The sequence below is a fragment of the Chryseobacterium tongliaonense genome (assembly GCF_041224435.1).
GTDB lineage: Bacteria > Bacteroidota > Bacteroidia > Flavobacteriales > Weeksellaceae > Chryseobacterium > Chryseobacterium tongliaoense.
Genome location: NZ_JBGFFD010000002.1, coordinates 169,677 through 193,503, shown reverse-complemented (window position 1 = coordinate 193,503; position 23,827 = coordinate 169,677). Strand labels below are relative to the sequence as shown.

The following is a 23,827-nucleotide window of genomic DNA, read 5'->3' as shown; positions in this document are numbered from 1 at the left end:
AAGTAAAACAAAAATATATGTGTTTAATTGTCAATTACTTCCAAAATGCACAACGGATATAGCTACCTTTATTTTAAAGAAATGAATTTGGGCTTATGTTCAAATTATTTAGTAAGAGAAACAACAAGAAGACTGGGCTTTTAATTATAAAAATATGATAACAGTGCTGAAATTATTATTTATTTGAAATGATAAAGAAAAATGACATCGCCTATATAAGCTGGCTTTTCATGGTTTCTGATGATTAATGTTGCCTGAATGACTGCTTTCACTGTTCCCTTGAGATTGGTGATTAACTTGGCAGTAGCCTGAAGCTGCACCTCACTGTTTACAGGGACAGCCTGTCCGAATTTGAAGTTTTCTATTCCGTAATTGATTTCCATTTTTACGTTTCTCACATCAGCAATCTGCTTCCATAGATAGGGGATAAGAGATAATGTTAAATAACCATGTGCTATCGTTGATTTGAAAGGACTTTCTTTTTCTGCTTTTTCTCTATCAACATGAATCCATTGATGGTCTAATGTTGCATCTGCAAACTTGTCGATCTGTTGCTGGTCTATTGTATGCCAGTCAGAAAAACCAATGATCTTGCCTTCATAGGATTTGTATTCTTCAAAACTGTTAATAATTACCATATTGCATTTTTTTTCGATTGTTTGTTCGTATTAATTGATAGAAGGTGATTGTACTGTACCCGTTCAAAAATATCAATGTTTTGAATGTGATTTTAAGATTAAACTAATGATCTTATAGGATAATTCTGTAAAATGATTTTGTATATCCTTTGAAGCGTATCTGGTCTGTAAAATTTCTGGTCATAATAAAAAAGGTAATTTTTACCATTATTAACTGTGAGGAACTTACGGATGATATGCTGCGGCTTAAGGGGATAATCTTCACCGCTTTAAAATTATCCACACAATGCAAACAATTTACGTTTGAAATCTACAAATATATTTTTGATAATCAGTGGGTTAAATCTGCTTATATTCGGTTTGATTGTCGTATGTTTGCAAAACATTTATAAAATAGGTTTCTGCCTTTGCTATTCTGTAATAGTTTAAAATCAACGTTTTTTCTTTCAGTTTTGCTTTCTCAGCTACTAATTTAACCATAAGTCATTTGCGATGATGGTTTTAAATTATAAAATCCTATTTTGTATCAGGAATGATTTGTCATTGCAGAACTAATCAATAATATTTTCTTAACAGGCTTATTATTGCCATAGTTAAAGCAAGTAACCTGATGAGGAGAAAAAAATCTGCTTATTAGCCTTTTGAATATAAATACCGGAACCCGTAAAGTTTTATAATGAGTTTTAAAAATTTAAATTTAATCAATCCGATTGTGCGTGCTGTTACAGAAGCCGGCTACTCGAAACCTACAGAAATACAATACTCATCAATCCCATATATTTTAGAAGGAAAAGATATTATGGCATTTGCACAAACCGGGACAGAGAAAACGGCAGCCTTTGCTTTGCCAATTGTGCAGTTGCTAAAGAAAACTACACCCGGACATCAAGAAATACGCGTTTTAATATTAACTCCGACACGAGAATTGGCGATTCAAATTGAAGAGAATCTGAATATCTACAGTAAATATTTGCCATTATCACAGCTCTCAATTTTCGGTGGAGTTTTGGCAGGAAGCCAGCTGGCTGCTCTTGCATACAGAGTGGATATTCTTGTGGCAACTCCGGAAAGATTACTGGAGCTGTCCACCCAAAGACATATTGATCTTTCTAAGATTGAAATATTTGTATTAGATGAGGTCGACAGAATGCTAGACTTAGGATTTGTGAATGATATAAAAAAGATTTTGAAATTAATTCCCCACAAAAAGCAGACATTATTTTTTTCCGCAATAAAATCAACAGCTATAAATAAGCTTGCGGATGCAATATTAAACAACCCTGTAGAAGTTACTGTTATTCCGGGTATATCTGCCGAACAGATTATTCAGCATTCAGCCTATTTTGAAAGAGATAAAATAACGCAGATTTGCTGAGTTTCATAGTCATTTCAGTAGTCACCTTAATTTTTTAGTAGGCATCAAGATGCATGGTCTATTTGTTATATAACTTATATCTTCCATTAATTGGAATATTAAATGACACCTAAAACGGAAGCCTTTTCAATTATTTTTGAGGGGCTTCCATTTTTTTTGTAATTTTAATCAGCGACTCATCATATTGGCTATTTTTGCAGATACCACATTTAAATTAAACAATTATGCGATATTTCATCCTTCTCCCGTTTCTTTTAGTTTACTGTAAAGCTTTTTCACAGGAAACAAAAATTAAAAAAGAAAAATGGCATTGGAACAAGGAGTCAAAACAAGATACCATTGCAGGCTATACTCAGGTTTTAAAAGTTGACAATGTTCTTTACATTTCCGGTGCTGTAACAAATGATATCACCCCTGAAGGGATCACCTCTGTTTATAACGCTTTAAAAGCCTCATTATCCAGCTATGGTGCTACATTTGAAAATGTTGTAAAAGAAAATTTGTATACAACAGATATTGAAGCTATGAAAAAATATAATAATGTTAGAAAAGCATTTTACAAAGGTGATTTTCCGGCAGCCACATGGGTACAGATACAACGGCTGTATATGCCGAAAGCAAAACTGGAAGTTGAACTGATTGCCCATTTGCCGAAATAATTCGCGGAGACAATATAAGTGTATATGCTGTTTATATACAGTGTTTTGTGATTCTTCATTTTTCGTAAAATATTATAAACTTTGCTTATGAAAGCAGGGTTTTTATTTTTTTGTAACCTATGTCTGTTTTAAAATTATAAAACATTTTTACACAGAATAGAATCTTTGGGTTTGGTATGCAATAGAATTAATTCTCTGATATTTACTATTATAAAAAAAACAAAAATTACTTTAACTTTGCTTATTGAAATAATATATGCCCATTGCAAAAGTTTTGGCTTCATATTATTTCTTTTTAAAAACTAGTACCGGAAAGACTTAAGTAATCAGAAAATTAATTTAGCCGATAAACAAATATGAAATATAAATTCTTAAATTTTAAATTGAGGAAGATTGTCCACTACTCACTGATCTTGTGTATTCTATTGATACAGGTGATTATAGCAATTTTTTTTTACAACGAATTTGTCAATGGAAAGAAACTGAAGTTTATCAAAAACAAACTGGAAGAAAGCAGGGCATTGGGCGGGTTGACTGACAATTCAAGGAAAGACTTTGTGGATGCCCAGAATTATCTTCAGAAATATATGGCAAGTGATGATGATAACGACCTTAAACTCTACTTCCAGTCACTTAGAAAACTTAAAGATAATTTTGACAAAATAAGTCAATACGAAAATATAAATCCAAGACTTAAAAATAATATAGAGTCACATAGAAAAGATGCATTCAAAGCTACAAGGCTTAAAACATTGATAGATTCCGTATACCAATACTCTCTGAACCCGCCTGCAAAAATACAGGATAAGGAATATGAACCGGAAAAGTATAAGAATAATTTTGAAAACCTGAATATACAAACCCATACCTTTTCTGATACCATTAAAAAGAAAGGTCTGATGGGGCGTTTAAAAGATGCCATATCCGGTAAAGTGAACGTACAGAAAGAAAGTACCGTCATTACTTTAACAAATAATAAAACGGCAGATCTTTCCAATGCCAAAGCTGAGATGACCAAGGCGATAAAATCGATGGATAAGCATTATGCAACTGAAGTTAAGAAATATCAGGTATACGCTGCCCAGAATCAGCGGGACAATATTAAATTTTACAATAGCTTCAGCAAATTATTGGTGTACAGTAACGGGTTGATAGGAGTATATGAAAACGCTATTAAAGACTTTCAGTCAGAATTAGAAAAAGAATACAACAAACAAAGCTCAATTAATAATAAAATCAGAACGTACCTGGTACTTGGGCTAATGATCCTAATGTTCATCGTATCAATTCTGATCATGTATTTCACAAGAGTTGCCTTTATCTACGAACGGAAACTGAATGCTGCCAATAATGAAATTAAAAAGAACCTTAATTTCAAAAACAGAATCCTGGGAATGCTGAGTCATGAGTTAAGATCACCATTAAAAATCATTAATATTTTTATTGACAAGATCAATCGGACGACAAAAGATGATACCATAAAAGATTACCTTAAATCGATAAAATTTACCAACAGTACATTACTGATACAATCTAACCAGATCCTGGAATATACCAAAAACCAGGATGCTGATAAAAAACTCGTCAATACGGTTTTCAATCTTAAAGATGAGATCGGTTCTATTGTGACTGCTATTACGCCTTACATAGAAACAAGGAAAAATAAATTTGTAGTCACAGATGGAATACCCGCGGGTATACTTGTGAATACAGACAATATAAAAATCAACCAGCTATTTATGAATATCCTGGGAAACGCCAATAAATTTACAGAAAACGGGCAGATTGATCTTGCCATGAACATTGAAATGATTGGAGATAACAAAATTTCTCTGGAAGTCATCATAAGCGATACAGGAATCGGAATATCGGAATCTGATGTAGGTAAAATTTTTGAGCCTTATTACCAGGGAATGATCTCTGACGAAATCGATAATCTTGGAGCAGGTCTGGGATTAAGCTTGTGTAAAGAAATTGTAGAGCTTTTCAACGGTGAGATCTCAGTCTCAAGTAAGCTGTATAAAGGAACAAAAGTATCATTCAGGATCAATTTAAATACCAGTAATAATGATAAAGCTACCCTTGGAAAATAGAGAGATCGTGTTTCTTTTAGCAGACGATCACAGCATTGTGCGGCAAGGCATGGAGATCATTATCAGTGATCTTGTTCCAGATGCTACCATTTATCATACCTCATCCTTACAGCAGATTGCAGAGCTGGTGGAATCAAAAGGAATAGAAATGGCTGTCATTGATGCCCATTTCCCGGACGGAAACAGTCTGAGCATCATATCAAAGGTTAAAAGTATAAATCCTGATATTAAAATCCTGATTTTCACAGGACTTGAAGAAGAACTGTATGCCCTTAAATTTATTAAAGCCGGCGCCAATGGATATCTGAGCAAATTGAGTGAAGAAGAAGAGATAAGAGAGGCTGTCCTGCATTTTATCCGGAAAGGTGAGTATTTTTCTGCCGTTTCCCGGGATTTAATGGTGCAGTTGGTGCAAAATCCTGATTTAGTCAATCCTCTGAGCCGTTTAACCAAAAGAGAACTGCAGATTGCAGAAATGTATGCCGACGGATATGGAAACCTTGAAATTGCCAATCACCTGGATATAAAGCAGAATACCGTAAGCACGATTAAAAAAAATATTTTTGATAAACTCAAAATCGAAAACCTTGTTGAGCTGATCGAGCTTATCAAAACCCATCATAAAATATAGGCTTTCCAGCTCCTGATATTCATTCTTTTTCTGTCAGGTTTTTTACCGATAAACATCTATGCTTTTATCGATATATATCTATGCCTTTTGTAAGTGATTTTATTTTGCATTGTCGTTACTTTGTCGTAGAAAAATTACAGCGGAAACCAATCCTGATTAAAAAAGTTTTTTAGCTTTTAATTGTATGGTAAACGAGTATATGATTCTAAAAACGCAAATGATGAAAATTATATAAATGGTGTATATGTGGCCTTTAGCCTACTTCTTGAAACTAAAAAACACAAATATAATATAAAGAAGTAAAATAGGTTTCAGGCTATTTTGTACAGAAAAAAGGGAGGCTTTCGCCTCCTTTTTTATTTTTAGATTTCTAAATGATTTTTTATCTTAACGGTAACAGGATGGTGAACAGGACTTCTCACTATACACCAAAACAAGAATAGAAGCTTCCGGAATTATTTTAATATTTTTTTTAGTCTTTAAGCTTAAAATTCATAGGATAGTATGATAAAAGTTATTTATTTTTATCAAATCAAATCCTAAATCAAATGAAGGTTACAACTCCTTTTTATATCGCACTCCTTTTCGGAATAATATCAAACCCTTTATCTGCGCAGACGGATACTCAACTAAAAAACGAAATTTCTAAAGTGGAATCAGGGTTGCTGCCTCCCGTTCGGTTCGTAGGCGGGCCTTCCTGGAATATAGAATCCAGGATGAAGTATTACAATGTTCCCGGTGTCAGTATTGCCGTTATCAAAGATTCTAAAGTTATCTGGAGCAAAACATATGGTCTGGCAGATGTGGAATCTAAAACCCCGGTTACCGCAAAGACATTATTTCAGGTGGCTTCGATGAGCAAGCCGGTAAGTGCTTATGCCGCATTAAAAGAAGTGGAGCTGGGAAAAATAAATCCGGATGCAGATGTAAATACTTATCTGACATCCTGGAAAGTTCCGGAAAATGAATGGACTAAAGAGAAAAAAGTTACCCTCAAAAATATTGTCAGCCATACGGCAGGTTTCACAGTGAGTGGGTTTCCCGGATATGAAAACGGTAAACCTGTTCCTACAGCGGTTCAGGTTTTGAATGGGCAGAGCCCGGCCAATACCACGGCTGTTTTTGTAGATAAACTTCCCGGAACCCCTTTCCGGTATTCAGGTGGTGGATATACCGTGATGCAGCAGATGCTTATGGATATTGAAGGAAAAGATTTTACTACCATTATGAGCGAAAAAGTGCTTCAGCCTTTAAATATGAAAAACAGCACCTTTGCCCAGCCTCTGCCGGATGCCCTGGCCCAATTGGCTGCTACGGCATATGCTGAGAGCGGAGCAAGAGTTCAGGGAAAATATCATAACTATCCGGAGCAGGCGGCTGCCGGTTTATGGACTACGGCAGAAGATTATGCGAAATTTGTCATCGATATTCAAAATACAATAAGCGGCAAAAGCAGTATTATCATTTCTCAGAAAACGGCAGACGAGTTTACCACTCCTTTCATTGACCCCTTTGAGGGCCTGGGTGTATTCCTGGAGAAAGTGAATGGGCAGGTTTACTTTTCCCATGGCGGTTGGAATGAAGGCTTCACCAGCAACTTTACAGCAAATAAAACCAGTGGTGACGGAGTTGTGATCTTAACGAATACCAACAAACCGATGTTTGTCAATGAGCTCATCCGCTCAGTAGCCATCGTATACCAATGGCCGGATTTTATGGCTCCAATAAATACAATATTACCATTAAACCAAAAGGATTTAAATGACAATTTAGGACGTTATAAGTCTGATAAATATGGCTTTTTCAGGGTGTATAAAGAAAAAGGGAAGCTGAGATGATCAATAATGTAGAAGCACCGGTAGAGCTTATCAAAGTAGGAGAGAATGCCTATGCCATGCGGGATTGGAATTTCCAGGTGAAGTTTGAAAAAAATAACAAGACAGGAAAGAAAGAGCTTGTACAGGTTTTACGGGATAAAACCATCCGGTCTCAGAACCCGGTAATGGGTAAAGAAGAAAAAACACCTCTGGAACAGATTCTGGACGGTAATTTTGAAAAAGGTGTGGAAGCTTATCAGAAAGCAAAAAAGGAAGATACCAATCATGAGCAGCTCTCTGAAGGTTTCCTGAACGGTACAGGCTACGCATTGCTCCGTCAGAAAGATTTCACAAGAGCTATTGATGTTTTCCGGGTGAATACTATATTGTACCCTAAAGCGAAAACACATACGATAGTTTAGGCGAGGCTTATCTGAGTGCCGGGCAAAAAGACAAGGCCAGACAAACCTATCAAAAGCTACTTGAAATGAATCCCAGAAACGAAAGCGCAGCCCGGGCTTTAAAAAAATTGTAGAAAGAAATAGCCTCTATCCATTAATAGGATAGATATTCAAATATAAAAGACTTTAGACATCAGGTTTAAAGTCTTTTTCTTTCCATACCCGAAAGTTTTACCTTCCCAAATGTCTTATCGACCTCTCAAAATGTCCGGTTCAAATACTTTCTGAGTGCACGGCTTGGCTGTACGTTTTAAGTTTGCACCATAATCATACAAAAATAAACTACAATGAAAGCAATCAGAAAAATTTCAGTTACAGGTGTATTATGTTTAACGCTTTTTACAGCAGTTACCATGTCTTGCAGGGAAGAAAGCGAGATCACCACTGTTCGGGAGATACCCGCAGCAACTCATCAAACCGCTAAAACACAATTTATCAACGTGAAAGGAACTTCTTTTGCATACCGTGTTTTGGGTAAAGAGGGCGGTGTTCCTTTGGTATTGCTACCCGGATTAGGGGGCTCAATGGATGATTGGGACCCTGCCGTTACCGATGGGCTGGCTAAAAAATATAAAGTGATCATCTTCGACAATAAAGGGGTGGCTGCATCAAAAGGTACTACACCGAATACGGTACAGGCAATGGCTGATGATGCCATAGATTTTATAAAGGCCCTGCACCTGAATAAAGTGAATATCATGGGCTTTTCTATGGGTGGTTTTGTGGCGCAAAGAGTGGTCTTAACCCAACCTTCCCTGATCAATAAAGTGATCTTAACCGGTACCGGGCCAATGGGAGCTATCGGATTATCTAATCTGCCAAATATTATTGCAGGCACCGCCGGATTAAGCCCTGAAGAATCTTTCCTCAAATTCGGATTTACACAATCTGCGGCGAGTATTGCAGCCGGGAAGGCTTCGTACGCAAGAATCCAGCTTCGTACAATAGATAGAGATCTTCCGCTTAGCGATGCTACATCAGCCTCACAGTTTACGGCGGTTTTGAGCTGGGCACAGCCAGATGCCAATGCACTTACGGAAATAAATAAAATCAAAAACCCTGTTCTTATCATACATGGCGAGAATGATCTTCCCATATCGGTACAGAATGCACAGAATATGAAGCAGAATTTAGATCATGCCGAGCTTTTGATCTTCCCGGATTCCGGACATGCCTCATTCTTTCAGAATCATGATGCATTTGTAGCAAGGGCAATAGCATTTCTGAATTAATAGATATTGTATTCCGTTACAATAAAAGCTTACTGATCACCTGTAAGCTTTTTTATTATTTTGCTCATGATCTGAATCATAATGTTATAAAAATGTGGTATGTAATTTTGCAATACCATAATAGATTGTACCGCTTTTAGTACAGATCTTAGCCCTCCTTTTTGGAGGGTTTTGTGGTTGTTGGTATGTTTTATTCTATCTATAGACCCGATCGGGATGCTCGCCTGCAATATCACAACATATACATATGCTCTAAAATCTTTGCGTTAAAAAGTAAACCATTCAAAATAGATTTCTCTTTTCTATTCCCGATCATAAACTATTTCCTGTAAACTAAGACTATGAATCTTAAACGGCTAAAAACAATTTGCGGATGTAAATGATACATGCTAAGTTTACGGCACAACAAAAAAATAAAACACAATGAGATCAATCAGAAAAATTTTTATGACCGGCGTGCTGTGTCTGACGCTTTTTACTACACTCACAATATCCTGCAGAGAGAGAAGTGAGACCTCTGCTCAGGAAACCTTTACGGCAAACCATCAGACCGCTAAAACAAGGTTTATAGATGTAAAAGGAACCTCTTTTGCGTACCGTATTCTGGGAAGGGAAAAAGGTATCCCTTTAGTGCTGATACAGGGATTGGGCTGGGGAATGGATAATTGGCATCCTGCGGTTACCAATGGGTTGGCCAGGAAATATAAGCTCATCATATTCGATAACAGAGGCGTGGGTGCATCAAAAGGTTCCACCCCAAACACCATACACGCAATGGCCGATGATGCCATAGATTTTATAGAAGCCCTGCATTTGAGTAAAGTGAATATCATGGGATATTCAATGGGAGGTTTTATTGCCCAGAGAATGGCGTTATCCCGGCCAACACTGATTAATAAGATGATCTTAATAGGTACCGGGCCACAGGGTGCAGAAGGACTATCTGATCTACCCAACATCATTGGTGGATTAAAAGGACTGGAGCCGGAAGAATTTTTCCTGAAATTCGGATTCACCCAATCTGCGGCGAGTATTGCAAACGGGAAGGCTTCGTATGCAAGAATCCAGCTTCGTACAATAGACAGGGACCCATTGTTAAGCGATACTTCATCTTCATCACAGTTCACGGCTGTTTTGAACTGGGCAAAGCCTGATGCTAATGGACTTTCAGAATTAAATAAAATTAAAAACCCTGTTCTTATCGTACATGGTGAAAATGATCTTCCTATTCCTGTGCAGAACGCACACAATATGAAGCAAAATTTAGATCATGCAGAGCTTTTGATCTTTCCGGATTCCGGGCACTCTGCTTTCTTCCAGAATCATGATGAGTTTGTAGCGAAAGCAGTAACATTTTTGAGTGAATAGGTTTTTATTCTGCAAAGGAAATAAAAGCTTATTATCAAAAATAATTAATGATATCTGAATAAATAATATTCAATTTGCATATGTGATATTAAATTTGATAATTTGTAACACACATTCAAATGTTTCTACTCATAGAATTATCCTGAAAAAAATAATAAAACACACTACAGAATTATGCGAAAAAAAATTAAGCTCAATAAGTTTTTGTTTCTGCTTCCATTAACGAGTCTGATGTTTTGTTTCACCTCACCTAAAAATGATGATGAAAAGATGCAGACCATAATGATGAGCGTAAAGAATACCCTTTCTTATTTACATTACAGCCCGAAACCCATCAATGATCCTTACTCAAAAGATGTTTACAGGCATTATTTCGAACTCGTAGACCCTGGAAAAAGATATTTCCTTCAAGCGGATATGGATGAATTCAGTAAACATGAAACAAAACTGGATGATTATCTGAATCTTGGAGATTTAACTTTCTCTAAGCTCACTATTGACAGATTATACCAAAGAGTGGATGAAGTTGATCAGATTACGCGGGATATTTTCAGCAAGCCGATCAATCTGGAAGAAGACGAAACCCTGACTTTGGAACCCAAACTTAAAAAAGTACCTGCCAATAAGCAGGAACAATACAATGAGTGGAAAAAATTCATCAAATACAATATCCTTCAGGAAATTGAGTCGATGAACAGTAAAGAAGAGGCACAGAAAGAAAAGAAAGATTCCGTACAGAAATATAAGCTTAAAGACACTATCAAATACCGGATTTTCAGCCAGGATCAGAAGATTAATAAAGCCAGGGAAAATGTTAAAGATCTTTTAGAAGAGACCTTTACAAGATTCAAGAAAAGAAAAAAAATGGAATGGTTTACGGTGTATATGAATGCTTATACTGAGGTTTTCGATCCACATACCAACTATTATTCCCCAAAAGATAAAGAAGAATTTGATACCCAGTTTACGGGGAAAGTAATCGGGATTGGAGCCATGATCCGGGAGAAAAAAGGAAATCTTTATCTGGGCGCTTTAACGATTGGAGCTCCGGCCTGGAAATCAAAACAGCTTTCCGAAGGCGATAAAATCTTAAAAGTAAAAGCTAAACCGCAAGAAGATGCCGTAAATGTGGTAGGAATGCTTTCCGATGAAGCGGTAAGATTTATTCGAGGGGAAAAGGGAACTCCGGTAACTTTAACGGTTCAGAAAAAAGATGGAACCATTAGAGAGGTAACGATGATTCGTGAGGAAGTGGCTATTGAAGATACTTTCGCCAAAAGTATTCTGGTGAATTCTCCGGATGGTAAAAAATATGGCTTTATTAATCTGCCCAAATTTAACGCTGATTTTAAAGATTCAGGAAGAAACGCTTCTGATGATATTAAAAATGAGATCATTAAGCTGAAATCCCAGAATATTGAAGGAATTGTTTTGGATTTAAGAAATAATGGCGGTGGATCTTTAACGGAAGTTGGGGATATTATGGGGCTTTTCATGAATGCAGGACCTTATGTTCAGGTGAAAGACGGAAACGGAAAAATCCAGACCTTAAAGAATAAAAACGAAACTCCGATCTGGACAGGTCCGCTAGTCATCATGCAGAATGAACTGTCAGCTTCAGCTGCCGAGATTTTAGCAGGAGTAATGCAGGATTACGGAAGAGCAATGATCATTGGTTCTCCACAGTCGTTTGGAAAGGGTACGGTACAAACGTTTGTAGACTTAAACAGGTTCTTAAATACCGAAGATGACTTCGGATCTTTAAAACTGACGATTCAGAAATACTACAGGATTACAGGAGAATCTACCCAGAGAAAAGGAGTTGTTTCAGATATTCAGATGAAAGACTTCTTTACCTATGCAGAAGTAGGGGAAAGATATGATGATTATGCTTTAGCCTGGGATAAAACTCCGGGTACAGCCTTTAAAAAACTGAACTATTTTGATATTAATGCACTGGAAAAAGCAAGTGAAAACAGAATGGCTAAAAACAGCAATTATCAGCTGTTACTGGAGTCAGCACAATGGAGAGAAAAGTTGGATAAAGAAGAAACAATTACCCTTAACATCAATAAATTCAATGAATTGATGAAGCAGAGAAAAGCTCAGATCGAGAAGTTCAAAGCGTTAAGCAAATTTGAAAACGGCCTTCAGTTTGTAATGCTTCCAACTGAGCTTGAAAGAGAGAAAAAAGACGAAGCATTCAGGAAAAAATCTGAAATGCGGATCAAAAACCTTAAGAAAGATCCTTACCTTCAGGAAGCAATGAACATCGTTGCAGACATGAGTGCAAAATCATGATTAAAAAAATTCGTAAATAAAAATCAGATACTCTTATCCTTAGAGGAAAAACAGATCATAAAAAATACTGCTTCTTTGAAGCAGTATTTTTTTGTTACGTCAAGTTTTGGCGTTGCCAAAAGATATTTTTGTTAAACCAAACAATAGATCTCTTGCAAGGATTGTAAAACAAGTATTAAAATTTAACACCAACCAAAATGATTTACACAGAAGATTTTTTTGCCGTAGGAAGCTCGTTTCCTAATGATGATTTAGTACAGCTGGTAGACAGCTACACGCTTGAAAATGTAAATTTTAAAAAAACTACAGTATGGCATGACGGCTCGGCGATGACACCCGCATTTGCCGACGGTATTGTATACAGACAAAAAGGAAGTGTATATTATGTAGATGTAGACTGGCTTTCTAACCGTACCGTATATGTCAAAAGATTCGGTGCAAAAGGAGACGGGGTTACCAATGATGCTCCTGCCATCAGAAGAATGATCAAATTTCTTCCTGCCAGCGATTTTATCGTAATATTTGAAAATGCTACCTATCTGCAGGGCGATGGTACTTACCCTAAATATCCTCTGGATAGTAAAGGAAAATATTCAGGTCCGGAAAACATCGGAGTACCCATTTTCTTCAGTTTTGAAAACAAATCAGATTTTATTATTTACGGAAACGGAGCCCTTATAAAAGCTCACCCCAATAATGCGCCTATCATCAATGCCCGAGGATTTGAATTTATGAGATGCAATAATTTCAGGGTACAGGATCTTAATTATGACGGCTCAAAAAATACAAGAACTCCTAATGGAGGAGACAATTCTCCGCACAATAATCAATCTGGTTTTAAAGTAAGCTCAAGTAAAAAATGGGAAATTGTAGACTGTCGCTCAGATAATACCTGTATGGATGGCTTTATTATTACTTCTGATGACCTATTTGATGAGATTCGGCCAATTAATAACTGGAGTGAAGACGGAGTATTGAGGAATTGCCATGCTGATAACAATTACAGACAGGGATCTTCCATTGTTAACAGTAAAAGAATGAAAGTGATAGGCGGTTCGTATACCAACTCCGGGAAAACCTACGGAACACTTCCCAAAGCCGGGATTGATATTGAAGAAGGAGAGCCAAATCCCAATGGTTTCGGAAGAGGAAGCAGCGATGCGGTGGTAGAAGGCGTTCTGTTTGCCGATAATCTGGGTGACGGACTCGCTTTGCATTTCGGAACTCATGATGCTACAGTTACCAACTGTGTTTTTCAAAATAATCCGTTTTTTGTAGCTCCGGATATAGATGGATTAAGCTGTAACAATACCATTTATAATAATAATTTTCATGATTCAAACGTAAGATTATTGGGTGGTGGCGAGCATTTTTACGGAAACAGAATTTATTTATCTCCTACTTATCCGTTTAATTTTATTTTAGAAAACCATTATCCACATTATCTCAATAAAAAATGCCGTGAGACCCTTGTTTATGATAATTTTATTCACCGTGATGAAGGTACAGGATCCATCGGTGATGTGACAGGCTCCGTTATCATCGGCAACTATAAAAATGGAGTTAGGTTTTTCAAAAATACCTTTATCAATCTTGCTTCTAAGGCCAGCTTCCTGTATATGTACGGTTCTGAAGACAGAAGTGTGGAATTCTATGATAATGTTTTTCATAATACAGACATATTCAATACCAATACAGCATTGAACCCTGTCAATATCTATTATACAAATGCTGAAGCCTTCTTAAAGAAATCCTATAACAATAAAATAGAAATTCCAGGAATGACGCCTATGGTTTCTGTAGCTGAAAGAACTAAAGGTGATAAGCTGGTTAAAAGCTTTAAATTGGAAAGAATTCCTTCCGGGAAATTTATTGATATCAGTTTTGATGATATTACTTCTGCTTTTGAAGCCAGAGACCTTTATTTAAAAGTGACTACCAGCGGATATTGGTTTGAAAATGATTCTACCCAACTGAAAAGCGAGATCATGTCACTTTCAGATGTAAAACCGGTTACTTATACCGGAACATTGGATGAATTTAAGAAATTGCCTGTTTCTACAGGGCTCTATATTAAAAATAATAAAGCTACCGTTACTTTTGCACAAAGTAGCTCAGATGCTTCCAGTAATACATTGTGGAATTTAGATGTTGTAATAGAGGTGCTTGGAAGATATACAGATGGTTTCCCAATCACTTTGTCCGATTATTATGCTACTAACAGCCAGCCTATGATTGTTAATTTACCCATCACAAAATCGGTAACACAGGCTAACTCATCTGCTGCAGATGTTGCATCACTCCGTACAGATTTCAATAATCTTTTATCAAAATTAAAAAGTGCAGGAATTATGCAGAATTAAAATAAAAATCCCGGTCAACTGACCGGGATATTTCGTATACCACAAATCCCGAAGAGTATCTATACGAAGAAAGTGGGACAATTATTATTCTTGTTGAAATTCGCATGAAAATAAACAACATTATAAGTTGGATATTGCTTTTGTCTCTATCAAAATAAGTCTACGGTTTATGAAGGAGTTCTATTGACTTCCCATACCTCTGAAATCCTGAGACTGTTGGGCCTTACAGATGAAGAAGTTCTGCAGATAGAGTTTTTCTGGAAGCATTGTCAATAAGACCCAGAGAATTATTCCTCCCGATTTATCTTATTAGAAACTTTTCAAACATTATCTGATATTTTGTGGCATAATAATAGGTTGATTTTAAGTCATTAACCAAACCAATCACACAATGAAATCAGAAGAACAATTACCGAAAAGTTTAAGAGGGCAAACTGTAGTCATTACCGGTGGAAGTAGTGGCGTAGGAAGGGCAACAGCCGAAGCATTCGCTTTGGAAGGCTGTAATATTATCGTTGCAGCAAGAGGGAAGGAGGGATTGGATGAAACGGTAAGTTTATGCAGGGATTTGGGCGTTGTTGCGATAGGGGTACCCACCGATGTATCCGTTGCTGAGCAGGTAGATTATCTTGCCAAAACGGCTTTACAATTTAACGGACGAATTGATATCTGGGTAAATAATGCCGGAGTAATGGCAAGCGGTAAGTTTGAAGAAATACCAATGGAACTTAATGAGCAGGTAATTAAGACCAATTTATTCGGTTATATGCATGGTGCTTACAGTGTACTTCCTATTTTTAAAAAGCAGAAAGACGGTATCCTTATCAATAATATTTCTATCGGCGGGTTTATGCCGGCTCCATACAGCGCGGCTTATTCATCAGCAAAATTCGGAATCCGTGGAATGATGGAATGCCTTCAGGGAGAAATTTCTGATTTCCCCGGAGTACATATCTGTAATCTGTATCCGCAGATTCAGAGGTCTACGGGCAATATGCATTCGGCAAAATATTCGGGATTGGATTTTAAGATACCTCCGTTTGCAGCAGATCCCAGAGATACAGCTGCAAAAATGGTTGAACTGGCAAAAAATCCTAGAAAAGGCATGTTTCCGGATGTTGCTTCACTGCTGATTAAGAATGTATACGGCCTATTTCCCAAGCCTTTAATAAATGTTGCTTCTGCAGGAATGCGGCTGGTCATGAAAATCAGAAATGCACCTTCAGATGCGGGTAATATCTTTGAACCTTCTTCAGAACCTCATCGGATTTATGGTGAAACGTTACTTCCTGTTCCTTCAAGAAAAACCAGATTAGCCATTCTTGCCGGGCTTGGTTTGGGTATAGCTTATATGATATTGAATACAAATTCTGCAGCTAAAAAGCATTGCTAGAAAATGATAACACTCAATTTAAGAAATACTCAGGCTGAAATTTGTTTATAAGAATTGTAAAAATTAAGTAAATTGTGCTAAAGAATATCTACTGCATGATCTTACAGAAAATTACAATAGCTGTTTTTATGGCTTTTAACGTTGCAATAGCTGCACAGAACACTAAAAAGCAGATGTCGAAACTGATTCAGGATGAATTTCATTTTGCGGATAAACAGTATCGGTATTTAATGAAAAATATTCCGCAGGATAAAATGCCCCAATCCTACAATGCTGCTACAGGAAAAGTTATTAGCAGGGAAATTACGTGGTGGTGTTCCGGATTTTATCCGGGATCATTGTGGATGATTTATGAGCAGACCAAAGATCCGGAAATCAGAAAAGAAGCAGAAAGAACACTTTCACTCATCGAGCCGAATAAAACGTTTACAAGAGATCATGATCTGGGCTTTATGATGTTCAGCAGCTTTGGAAATGCTTACAGAATCACAAAAGATCCCCGATACAAAGATATTATCCTTACATCGGCAGGATCTCTTTCCACAAGGTTCCGTCCGGGAATGCAGGCTATTTTGTCGTGGGATAAGATGGCAGACTTTAAAGGTCCTGTAATTATTGACAATATGATGAATCTTGAAATGCTGAATTGGGCATCTCAAAATGGCGGCGATAAAAAATATCAGGAAATAGCCATTGCCCATGCCAATACCACGATGAAAAATCATTTCCGCCCCGATTACAGCTCTTATCATGTAATCGATTACAATATTAATACAGGCGAAGTATTGGGGAAGAAAACCTTGCAGGGATATTCCGATGCTTCGGCGTGGGCGAGGGGACAGGGATGGGCTTTATACGGTTATACCATGATGTACAGGTTTACCAAAGATCAAAAATATCTGGATCAGGCAAGGAATATTGCCGGGTTTATTCTGAATAATCCTGCCTTACCGGAAGATAAAATTCCTTATTGGGATTTTAATGACCCTAAAATCCCCGAAGTGCCCCGTGATGCTTCTGCAGCTGCTATTATGGCTTCTGCATTACTGGAGTTGGGACAATACACAAAAGCGGATGAAAAACAAAAATATATTGATTCCGCACGCCAGATTCTGGTAAGCTTGTCAGGCGAAAAATATCAGGCAAAATCGGGTGAGAACGGCGGCTTTCTTTTAAAACACAGCACGGGAGGATTACCCCTTAATTCAGAGATTGATGTTCCGTTAATTTATGCAGATTATTATTTTCTGGAAGCTTTGAAAAGGTATAAGGACTGGTATTTATAAAATGATTTAGTGTATAAACTTTGAGATTTTTATTTATGTAACGGATACGGGGAATTTTGAATATTGTATTATATTGGCGTTAAGGTCCGTATACATTTTGTCAAAATATTTACTGAGCGAGATTACTTTCTCCATATTAACCGGATTTATATAACGCAGGAACATCTGTTCGGTACTGTGCCCTGTAGCTTCCATTAAAAGCGGAGTAGGGATCTTCCCATAGAAATTGGTGGCAAAACTTCTTCTGCCGATATGGCTGGAAATCACCTTCCATTTCTCTGTTTCTACATTTCTGGATCTGAATCCGACTCGTTTTTTAGCGCTGACGGTTTCATTGAGTTTAGACATTTTAGCAATTTCTTTGATATGCTTATTATAATCCTGCATGCTCATCAGGTCCGGAAACCGGTTATTGCTTTTTTTCAAAATATTGACCACCGTCGGATGCAGGGGAAGCAATATCTGCTTCTGTGTTTTTTGCTGTGTGAACCTGATGCAGACCCGGTCATCTACTTTCAACAACTGATGCGTTGAAAAATGCATGAAATCTGAGAATCTCTGGCCGGTGTAGCAACTGATAATCAACCAGTCTTTGGCAGCCTGTAAACCTTCCGGCACCTTTGTGGTTTTGATTTGCTGCAATTCTTTTTCATTCAGGGTAATAATATCTTTATTCTGTTTTTCTCTTTTTATTTCGAGCTCTCTTACGCTTGTCCGGATGCCTTTTCTTTCAACAAAATTTAATATTGTTTTTACAAAATGTATTGTTCTGTAGATGGTATTATCGCTGTATTGCTCTTCTTTCCCAAACAGGATAAAATCTTTGATGAATGTTGAATTTAACGTATCAAGGTACAAACGATTCATAATATAGGCTTCAAATCTCCGTAAAAGATTAAAAAAGACTTTATAACGCTTGAATGTAGATTTGCAGATCATATTTTCCTTAGTGGAAATATAAAGCTGCATGAAATAAAGTAATGAGTTTTCCAAAAAAGTTTTCTCTCCTTCATTACTTAGTTGTTTAACTTTCCGGGAAAGCAGTCTCTGGCTGATGGGTTTCCCAAGCTCGATCTTTTTTTCAACATACTCTTTTAGTTCAAGCTTAAGATTGTTCATTTTTTCATACAGGCGTTTGTGTTTTTTCAGATAAATGTTTTGCGGTCTTCCTTTTTGGTCATCCCATTCATTTTCGTCAATTCTGAATGGCGTTTGAAATTGAAAATTAATATCCTGGGAAGAATCGGAGATTTTAAGAGAAATACCTTTAAACTTATCATTTGCTGCAAGAAAAAACTGAAATGTCATTTTTGATAATTTAATGAGTTAATTATCAACGCAATTTATGAAAAAAGTAGTCCTACTTAGACTACTTTATATACACAAAGATAGCTAATTTTTCATATGCAGCAAACATATTAACGTGTTGTTAATTAAAATTATAAGAAAAAAAGAATATTAAAAAATCTTTAATAAAAATGCGGTGAAGTTTACTTCTCTCAGCGATACTTCAGATGTTTACTGCTGACTATTAACATAATATTTTAAAAAGATAGTCTAAGTAGGACTATACTTTAAAATTTACTTAATAACATTGATAAATATGATGAAAAATTATTTTATTTTAATTTTTTGTAGTATTCTTTTCTTAAGTATTACATACAAAAAAGTTCAATTCACTGATCTTAATTTAAAGAAGGAACAAACTTTTGCTGCAAGTAAAGACAAGAATTATAGAAAAATAATCTTTGCAGGCGTATCTCAACCCGGGATCCATGACCGTGATTCTGCTGCAGAAAATGGGATAACTGAAATTCCGGCTCCCGATCCCAGTGATCAGTTGTATGAATCAAACATAGATATGTACGTCCCGGCTTTATTGATCATAGGTTTAATCCTTATCCTTTATTTTTCAAAAACCGGAATTTATTTCAAATCCAGATACTAAAAACTTTAACCAAGAAACCATAACTAATGAGAAGAGAATTTATACTGAGCAACAGGTATTATACGAGGGTATTCCTGGCAGTAATGCTGCCCCTCTTAATACTGGATATCCTGTTGATGATAGGCTGCTTTCTGCTGTCTTTTAAAGGAAGCAATCTGATTTTGATTGTAACCTTTATTGTACTATTTGTTTTATTGATCGTATTATTCGGGATGCGGTGCCTGGAATTTGAAAGCACGGGAATGGTCATAAGCGTAAGGTCTTACCATCCTTTCACGATCGGCTGGACCCGTCCTGTTATCGAGTTTCCTGCATATCTGCTGAACGATTTTTCAGTCAGGAATCATTATCTGTATTTAAAACTGAAAAAAGATGATAACCGGTTTGTCGAAACTAAAGTACGGCTTGACGGCCTGACCCGGAATCAGATTGAAAAACTACAGAAAGTACTAAGAGAAACCATTGAATATTGTTAGAAAGATATATGAAAATTAATTTTAAGGATATTCATATCGGAAATCTTATTTATACCCGTGTTAAGGAAAATGGAACAGATATGAAAAAAATATGCGGTTTTATGAAATGCTCTGAAGATGATGTAAAAAAAATATATGAATCGAATACTATGGAGACTCATATTTTATTAAGATGGTGTAAACTTCTGGAATATGATTTTTTCAGGTTTTTCTCACAACATCTGATATTGTATGCTCCGCCGGGAAATACAAACTATAACAAAGAAAGTACATCCGTATTGCCGCAGTTCCGGAAAAACCTTTATACCATAGAAGTGATCAGGTTTATTTTAGAAAGCATCGAAAGTGGAGAAAAAACGAAGCTTCAGGTGATTACAGAATATAAAATTCCCAAATCCACCTTGCACCGATGGATCACTAAATATAAAGATGAAATTTAAATGGGACAGGTTAATATAAAGAACAACAGCCCCGATTATAAGAAAATTTATACGGATATTCTGAATAAAAGATTTCCTGAGAAAATAAAAGAATGTAAAGATATTCTGAATAAAGAAGTCCTTTCCCATCTGGATGTGATCAATATCAATAATCTAATATTCGGGAATGGTACGAAAGAGGTTTCAGAATTTAATCAGAAGCACCGGTTTTATAATAAGTCTACAATTCTGAAGATCCTGGATTATCAGAAGAAAAACCATTTAAACAATACCCAGCTGGCAATGCACTTTAAAATGAGCAGAAATACAGTAACAAAATGGAAGAAAATATTTTTAGTCTAAATATATTTTAAAACGATCAGAATCAATCGTTTTTTCATGGTTTATTGAAAAAGCCGTTTCTCATTGAGAAACGGCTTTTAGAAAATTAATATAAAACGCCTAAACTTTCCGGTGCAAAGCCTGAAAGTTCATCAATTTTTCCTTCTTTTATTTTTTTTACCCACTGGTAATCATTTAACAGGGCACGTCCTACGGCAACAAGATCAAAATCTTCTCTCTCGAGTCTGCGTATAACTTCCGTAAGATCCGTTGTTTCCGAGCCTTCACCGGCAAATGCTGTCATAACATCTCCTTTAAGACCTACAGAACCTACCGTAATCGTTGGTTGCCCGGTTATTTTTTTAGCCCATCCTGCAAAGTTAAGGTCTGAGCCTTCAAATTCAGGTTCCCAGAATCTGCGTTGTGAACAGTGGAAAATATCAACTCCGGCCTCTTTCATCGGCAGAAGCCATTCTTCCATTTCAGCAGATGTTGCAGCAAGCCTGGTTTTATAATCCTGTTGCTTCCATTGGGAAAGCCGGATAATGATCGTGAAATCTTCTCCTACGGCAGCTCTTATGGCTTTGATTACATCTATTGCAAAACGGCTTCTTTCTTTTATGGTCTTACCGCCGTATTCATCAGTTCTGGTATTGGTAACCTCCCAGAAAAACTGATCGATAAGATAACCATGAGCACCATGAATTTCAATACAGTCAAACCCAAGGTCCTTTGCTGCTTTTGCTGATGCTGCAAACTGTCTGATGGTATCTTCAATATCTTCCAGAGACATTGTTGCTGCTTTCTCCATTGGAGTAAGAGGATAATCTTCCGACGTTCTTGTATCTCCTACATGCCATATCTGCGGCCCCATTTTTCCACCATTCTGATGAACCTGGTCAATTACGTTTTTCCAGCCCTGTAAGGCTTCTGTTCCGTAAAAATCTGGAATATTCTGCATGTTTTTAGATCCCGGCCTGTTGATTACCGTACCTTCAGAAAGAATTAAACCCACTTCCGAAGCTGCTCTTCTGGCATAATAATCGGCAATCTGTTGGGTAGGAACTCCATCAGCCGACTGGGCTCTGGTCATCGGAGCCATTACCACTCTGTTTTTAAGCTGAAGTTTTTTATAACTAAATGGACTGAATAATGCGTCTGTACTCATTTTTGAATTAATTTAATACTTTTAAATTGTTTTTGTTACACAAAGTAACTAATAATAATTTGTTTTTGTATCTATTGAGAGAAAAAATATAGTAACTTTGTAGTAACAAATAATAGTAACTTATTAGTAACTGATGAGACAAAACAAAATGACACAATGCAGCTGTCCTTTAGGCAAGGCCATGTCAGCTTTAGGAAGTAAATGGAAACCGATTATTGTAATGGTGATCAGAGACAGGACGCTGCGTTTCGGAGAAATTGCAGCACGGATTCATGTGATTTCCCGTAAAGTTCTTACCGATCAGTTAAGGGAAATGGAAGAAGACGGTCTGCTTATAAGGGAAGAATTTAAGGAGCTTCCGCCAAGGGTAGAATATTCTCTTACGGAAAAGGGAATTGCCCTTCTGCCTATTCTGCATTTATTGGAAGAATGGGAAGCAAAATTTGCGATAAGCGGGATGATGGCCGTAAGTGATAATTAAAATGCAAAGCATACTGATTACCGAAACCATAAAACAGGTTAAATACAGGCCCTGCATCATATATTTGAGCTTTTTACGGTTTTCACAGTTTGAGATTTTTTATTAAAAAAAAGATAATTTTTTTTAGAGAAGTACGATTAATTGATATTAGTCGTTATATTTACCTAAATAATATTTAATTCACAAAAATAAAAGCTGAATTAACAGACCATAATTTTTTAAATGACGAGTAAAATCATTGGAGTAGGAAACTATATTCCTCCCGAAACTATCACAAATTTATTCTTTGACAAGCATAATTTTATCAATAAAAGCGGAGAATTATTAACAGAAAGTAATGCCATTATCGCCAGTAAGCTGAAAGAGATTACCGGTATTGAAGAAAGAAGGTATGCAAGTAATGAACAGGTGACTTCTGACCTAGGTCTGATCGCTGCACAGGCAGCAATTGATGACGCCGGAATCGATCCGGAAACTTTAGATTATATCATATTTGCCCATAATTTCGGAGATGTGCGTTTCGGTACTGTGCAATCGGATACCGTGCCAAGTCTTGCTTCAAGAGTTAAACATCTTTTAAAAATCAAAAATAATTTTTGTGTTGCTTACGACGTATTATTCGGATGTCCGGGATGGATTGAAGGAGTCATACAGGCCAATGCCTTTATCAAATCAGGAATCGCAGGAAGATGTCTGGTAATTGGGGCAGAAACGCTGTCCAGAGTAGTGGATATTCATGACAGGGACAGTATGATTTATGCTGACGGAGCAGGAGCAGCCATTTTAGAGATCAGCAACGATGAATCCGGTATACAGTCGCATGTTTCGGCATCTTTTACTCTAAAGGAAAAAGATTATCTGTTTTTCGGAAAATCCTATAACAATGAAAAGTGCCCGGATACCAAATACATCAAGATGGAAGGCCGGAAAATCTATGAATTTGCCCTTTCCAATGTACCGGATGCCATGAAGAAATGCCTGGATGACAGCGGATATGAAATTGGTCAGCTGGATAAGATCATCATTCATCAGGCTAATGAAAAAATGGATGAAGCGATTGTAAAACGATTCTATCAGCTCTATGATACACCCATGCCGGAAAATATAATGCCAATGGTGATTAATAAGTTGGGTAACAGTAGCGTTGCTACCATTCCGTCTTTGCTTACCATGATTTTAAACGGTGAATTGCCAACGCATCATATTGATAAAGGAGATGTGGTATTATTTGCTTCAGTAGGAGCGGGGATGAACGTTAATGCATTTGTATATAAATTCTGATTCTAACGTCAAAACGGAAAATTTTCGGTTAAAACTGATTTAATTAAAATCCTATAGTTCTGACTGCAAGTATTTTATCTTGTAGATTAATTTGA

At 36.6% G+C, this 23,827-nt stretch carries 23 protein-coding genes; 19 read left to right on the top strand and 4 right to left on the bottom strand.

Annotated elements, in window-relative coordinates; genetic code table 11:
- Positions 1–179 precede the first annotated feature (179 nt).
- Both AB8P06_RS05215 and AB8P06_RS05210 read right to left on the bottom strand, forming a co-directional pair.
- Positions 180–638: a MaoC family dehydratase gene (locus AB8P06_RS05215; RefSeq protein WP_369838839.1), complete on the bottom strand. Its 459-nt coding sequence runs from the start codon at positions 636–638 to the stop codon at positions 180–182.
- Positions 639–977: 339 nt separating this feature from the next.
- The gene (locus AB8P06_RS05210) at positions 978–1,118 is read right to left on the bottom strand and encodes a hypothetical protein (RefSeq protein WP_369838836.1); all 141 of its coding nucleotides are present in this window, start codon (positions 1,116–1,118) and stop codon (positions 978–980) included.
- 196 nt (positions 1,119–1,314) lie between these two features.
- On the opposite strand from AB8P06_RS05210, the gene AB8P06_RS05205 reads away from it, so the two are divergent.
- From AB8P06_RS05205 to AB8P06_RS05145, 13 genes are all read left to right on the top strand, one after another.
- Positions 1,315–2,013: a DEAD/DEAH box helicase gene (locus AB8P06_RS05205; protein WP_369838833.1), complete on the top strand. Its 699-nt coding sequence runs from the start codon at positions 1,315–1,317 to the stop codon at positions 2,011–2,013.
- A 224-nt stretch (positions 2,014–2,237) separates the two neighbouring features.
- A complete protein-coding gene (locus AB8P06_RS05200; RefSeq protein ID WP_369838830.1) occupies positions 2,238–2,672 on the top strand; it encodes a RidA family protein in 435 nt (144 codons plus the stop codon).
- Positions 2,673–3,106: 434 nt separating this feature from the next.
- On the top strand, positions 3,107–4,765 hold the full coding sequence (locus tag AB8P06_RS05195; RefSeq protein ID WP_369838827.1) for a sensor histidine kinase: 1,659 nt from the start codon (positions 3,107–3,109) through the stop codon (positions 4,763–4,765).
- Positions 4,740–5,396, top strand: coding sequence for a LuxR C-terminal-related transcriptional regulator (locus tag AB8P06_RS05190; RefSeq protein WP_369838825.1), 657 nt, complete (start codon positions 4,740–4,742; stop codon positions 5,394–5,396). Before AB8P06_RS05195 ends, AB8P06_RS05190 begins: the two co-directional genes overlap by 26 nt.
- A 548-nt stretch (positions 5,397–5,944) precedes the next feature.
- Complete coding sequence (locus tag AB8P06_RS05185; RefSeq protein ID WP_369838822.1) at positions 5,945–7,234, top strand: serine hydrolase domain-containing protein; 1,290 nt, start codon at positions 5,945–5,947, stop codon at positions 7,232–7,234.
- Positions 7,231–7,635, top strand: coding sequence for a tetratricopeptide repeat protein (locus AB8P06_RS05180; protein WP_369838820.1), 405 nt, complete (start codon positions 7,231–7,233; stop codon positions 7,633–7,635). The genes AB8P06_RS05185 and AB8P06_RS05180 overlap by 4 nt, the downstream gene beginning before the upstream one ends.
- Before the next feature lie 11 nt (positions 7,636–7,646).
- Positions 7,647–7,748 (top strand): hypothetical protein, encoded by a 102-nt coding sequence (locus tag AB8P06_RS05175; protein WP_369840036.1) that lies wholly within the window; start codon positions 7,647–7,649, stop codon positions 7,746–7,748.
- 213 nt (positions 7,749–7,961) lie between these two features.
- Complete coding sequence (locus AB8P06_RS05170; protein WP_369838817.1) at positions 7,962–8,906, top strand: alpha/beta fold hydrolase; 945 nt, start codon at positions 7,962–7,964, stop codon at positions 8,904–8,906.
- 423 nt (positions 8,907–9,329) lie between these two features.
- Positions 9,330–10,274 (top strand): alpha/beta fold hydrolase, encoded by a 945-nt coding sequence (locus AB8P06_RS05165; protein ID WP_369838814.1) that lies wholly within the window; start codon positions 9,330–9,332, stop codon positions 10,272–10,274.
- Positions 10,275–10,448: 174 nt separating this feature from the next.
- Positions 10,449–12,575 carry a carboxy terminal-processing peptidase gene (locus tag AB8P06_RS05160; RefSeq protein WP_369838811.1) on the top strand — a complete coding sequence of 709 codons (2,127 nt, stop codon included), beginning with the start codon at positions 10,449–10,451 and terminating at the stop codon, positions 12,573–12,575.
- Positions 12,576–12,772: 197 nt separating this feature from the next.
- Positions 12,773–14,938: a hypothetical protein gene (locus tag AB8P06_RS05155; RefSeq protein ID WP_369838808.1), complete on the top strand. Its 2,166-nt coding sequence runs from the start codon at positions 12,773–12,775 to the stop codon at positions 14,936–14,938.
- Positions 14,939–15,329: 391 nt separating this feature from the next.
- Positions 15,330–16,331 carry an SDR family oxidoreductase gene (locus AB8P06_RS05150; RefSeq protein WP_369838805.1) on the top strand — a complete coding sequence of 334 codons (1,002 nt, stop codon included), beginning with the start codon at positions 15,330–15,332 and terminating at the stop codon, positions 16,329–16,331.
- A gap of 95 nt (positions 16,332–16,426) precedes the next feature.
- Positions 16,427–17,617: a glycoside hydrolase family 88 protein gene (locus tag AB8P06_RS05145; RefSeq protein WP_369838803.1), complete on the top strand. Its 1,191-nt coding sequence runs from the start codon at positions 16,427–16,429 to the stop codon at positions 17,615–17,617.
- Positions 17,618–17,650: 33 nt separating this feature from the next.
- On the opposite strand, the gene AB8P06_RS05140 is transcribed toward AB8P06_RS05145, so the two are convergent.
- Positions 17,651–18,925, bottom strand: a complete 1,275-nt coding sequence (locus AB8P06_RS05140) for a phage integrase SAM-like domain-containing protein (RefSeq protein WP_369838800.1) — start codon at positions 18,923–18,925, stop codon at positions 17,651–17,653.
- A 295-nt stretch (positions 18,926–19,220) separates the two neighbouring features.
- On the opposite strand from AB8P06_RS05140, the gene AB8P06_RS05135 reads away from it, so the two are divergent.
- The 4 genes from AB8P06_RS05135 to AB8P06_RS05120 are packed head-to-tail and all read left to right on the top strand — an operon-like array spanning position 19,221 to position 20,823.
- Complete coding sequence (locus tag AB8P06_RS05135; protein WP_369838797.1) at positions 19,221–19,565, top strand: hypothetical protein; 345 nt, start codon at positions 19,221–19,223, stop codon at positions 19,563–19,565.
- 26 nt (positions 19,566–19,591) lie between these two features.
- Positions 19,592–20,041: a hypothetical protein gene (locus tag AB8P06_RS05130; protein WP_369838794.1), complete on the top strand. Its 450-nt coding sequence runs from the start codon at positions 19,592–19,594 to the stop codon at positions 20,039–20,041.
- 8 nt (positions 20,042–20,049) lie between these two features.
- Positions 20,050–20,481 (top strand): transposase, encoded by a 432-nt coding sequence (locus AB8P06_RS05125; RefSeq protein WP_369838791.1) that lies wholly within the window; start codon positions 20,050–20,052, stop codon positions 20,479–20,481.
- The gene (locus AB8P06_RS05120; RefSeq protein ID WP_369838788.1) at positions 20,482–20,823 is read left to right on the top strand and encodes a helix-turn-helix domain-containing protein; all 342 of its coding nucleotides are present in this window, start codon (positions 20,482–20,484) and stop codon (positions 20,821–20,823) included.
- An 85-nt stretch (positions 20,824–20,908) separates the two neighbouring features.
- Here the strand turns inward: AB8P06_RS05120 and AB8P06_RS05115 are convergent, their stop codons facing one another.
- Positions 20,909–21,970 carry an NADH:flavin oxidoreductase gene (locus tag AB8P06_RS05115; RefSeq protein WP_369838785.1) on the bottom strand — a complete coding sequence of 354 codons (1,062 nt, stop codon included), beginning with the start codon at positions 21,968–21,970 and terminating at the stop codon, positions 20,909–20,911.
- 133 nt (positions 21,971–22,103) lie between these two features.
- Between AB8P06_RS05115 and AB8P06_RS05110 the strand changes: the two genes are divergently transcribed.
- Positions 22,104–22,451 (top strand): winged helix-turn-helix transcriptional regulator, encoded by a 348-nt coding sequence (locus AB8P06_RS05110; protein WP_369838782.1) that lies wholly within the window; start codon positions 22,104–22,106, stop codon positions 22,449–22,451.
- A 222-nt stretch (positions 22,452–22,673) separates the two neighbouring features.
- Positions 22,674–23,732 carry a 3-oxoacyl-ACP synthase III family protein gene (locus AB8P06_RS05105; protein WP_369838780.1) on the top strand — a complete coding sequence of 353 codons (1,059 nt, stop codon included), beginning with the start codon at positions 22,674–22,676 and terminating at the stop codon, positions 23,730–23,732.
- Positions 23,733–23,827 lie beyond the last annotated feature (95 nt).

Coding starts and splice junctions, on each gene's coding strand:
- AB8P06_RS05190 (WP_369838825.1), top strand. CDS start 4,740: ATGATAAAGCTACCCTTGGAAAATAGAGAGATCGTGTTTCTTTTAGCA.
- AB8P06_RS05170 (WP_369838817.1), top strand. CDS start 7,962: ATGAAAGCAATCAGAAAAATTTCAGTTACAGGTGTATTATGTTTAACG.
- AB8P06_RS05115 (WP_369838785.1), bottom strand. CDS start 21,970: ATGAGTACAGACGCATTATTCAGTCCATTTAGTTATAAAAAACTTCAG.
- AB8P06_RS05155 (WP_369838808.1), top strand. CDS start 12,773: ATGATTTACACAGAAGATTTTTTTGCCGTAGGAAGCTCGTTTCCTAAT.
- AB8P06_RS05110 (WP_369838782.1), top strand. CDS start 22,104: ATGAGACAAAACAAAATGACACAATGCAGCTGTCCTTTAGGCAAGGCC.
- AB8P06_RS05140 (WP_369838800.1), bottom strand. CDS start 18,925: ATGACATTTCAGTTTTTTCTTGCAGCAAATGATAAGTTTAAAGGTATT.
- AB8P06_RS05215 (WP_369838839.1), bottom strand. CDS start 638: ATGGTAATTATTAACAGTTTTGAAGAATACAAATCCTATGAAGGCAAG.
- AB8P06_RS05120 (WP_369838788.1), top strand. CDS start 20,482: ATGGGACAGGTTAATATAAAGAACAACAGCCCCGATTATAAGAAAATT.
- AB8P06_RS05105 (WP_369838780.1), top strand. CDS start 22,674: ATGACGAGTAAAATCATTGGAGTAGGAAACTATATTCCTCCCGAAACT.
- AB8P06_RS05145 (WP_369838803.1), top strand. CDS start 16,427: ATGATCTTACAGAAAATTACAATAGCTGTTTTTATGGCTTTTAACGTT.
- AB8P06_RS05180 (WP_369838820.1), top strand. CDS start 7,231: ATGATCAATAATGTAGAAGCACCGGTAGAGCTTATCAAAGTAGGAGAG.
- AB8P06_RS05150 (WP_369838805.1), top strand. CDS start 15,330: ATGAAATCAGAAGAACAATTACCGAAAAGTTTAAGAGGGCAAACTGTA.
- AB8P06_RS05135 (WP_369838797.1), top strand. CDS start 19,221: ATGATGAAAAATTATTTTATTTTAATTTTTTGTAGTATTCTTTTCTTA.
- AB8P06_RS05205 (WP_369838833.1), top strand. CDS start 1,315: ATGAGTTTTAAAAATTTAAATTTAATCAATCCGATTGTGCGTGCTGTT.
- AB8P06_RS05165 (WP_369838814.1), top strand. CDS start 9,330: ATGAGATCAATCAGAAAAATTTTTATGACCGGCGTGCTGTGTCTGACG.
- AB8P06_RS05210 (WP_369838836.1), bottom strand. CDS start 1,118: ATGGTTAAATTAGTAGCTGAGAAAGCAAAACTGAAAGAAAAAACGTTG.
- AB8P06_RS05125 (WP_369838791.1), top strand. CDS start 20,050: ATGAAAATTAATTTTAAGGATATTCATATCGGAAATCTTATTTATACC.
- AB8P06_RS05130 (WP_369838794.1), top strand. CDS start 19,592: ATGAGAAGAGAATTTATACTGAGCAACAGGTATTATACGAGGGTATTC.
- AB8P06_RS05200 (WP_369838830.1), top strand. CDS start 2,238: ATGCGATATTTCATCCTTCTCCCGTTTCTTTTAGTTTACTGTAAAGCT.
- AB8P06_RS05185 (WP_369838822.1), top strand. CDS start 5,945: ATGAAGGTTACAACTCCTTTTTATATCGCACTCCTTTTCGGAATAATA.
- AB8P06_RS05160 (WP_369838811.1), top strand. CDS start 10,449: ATGCGAAAAAAAATTAAGCTCAATAAGTTTTTGTTTCTGCTTCCATTA.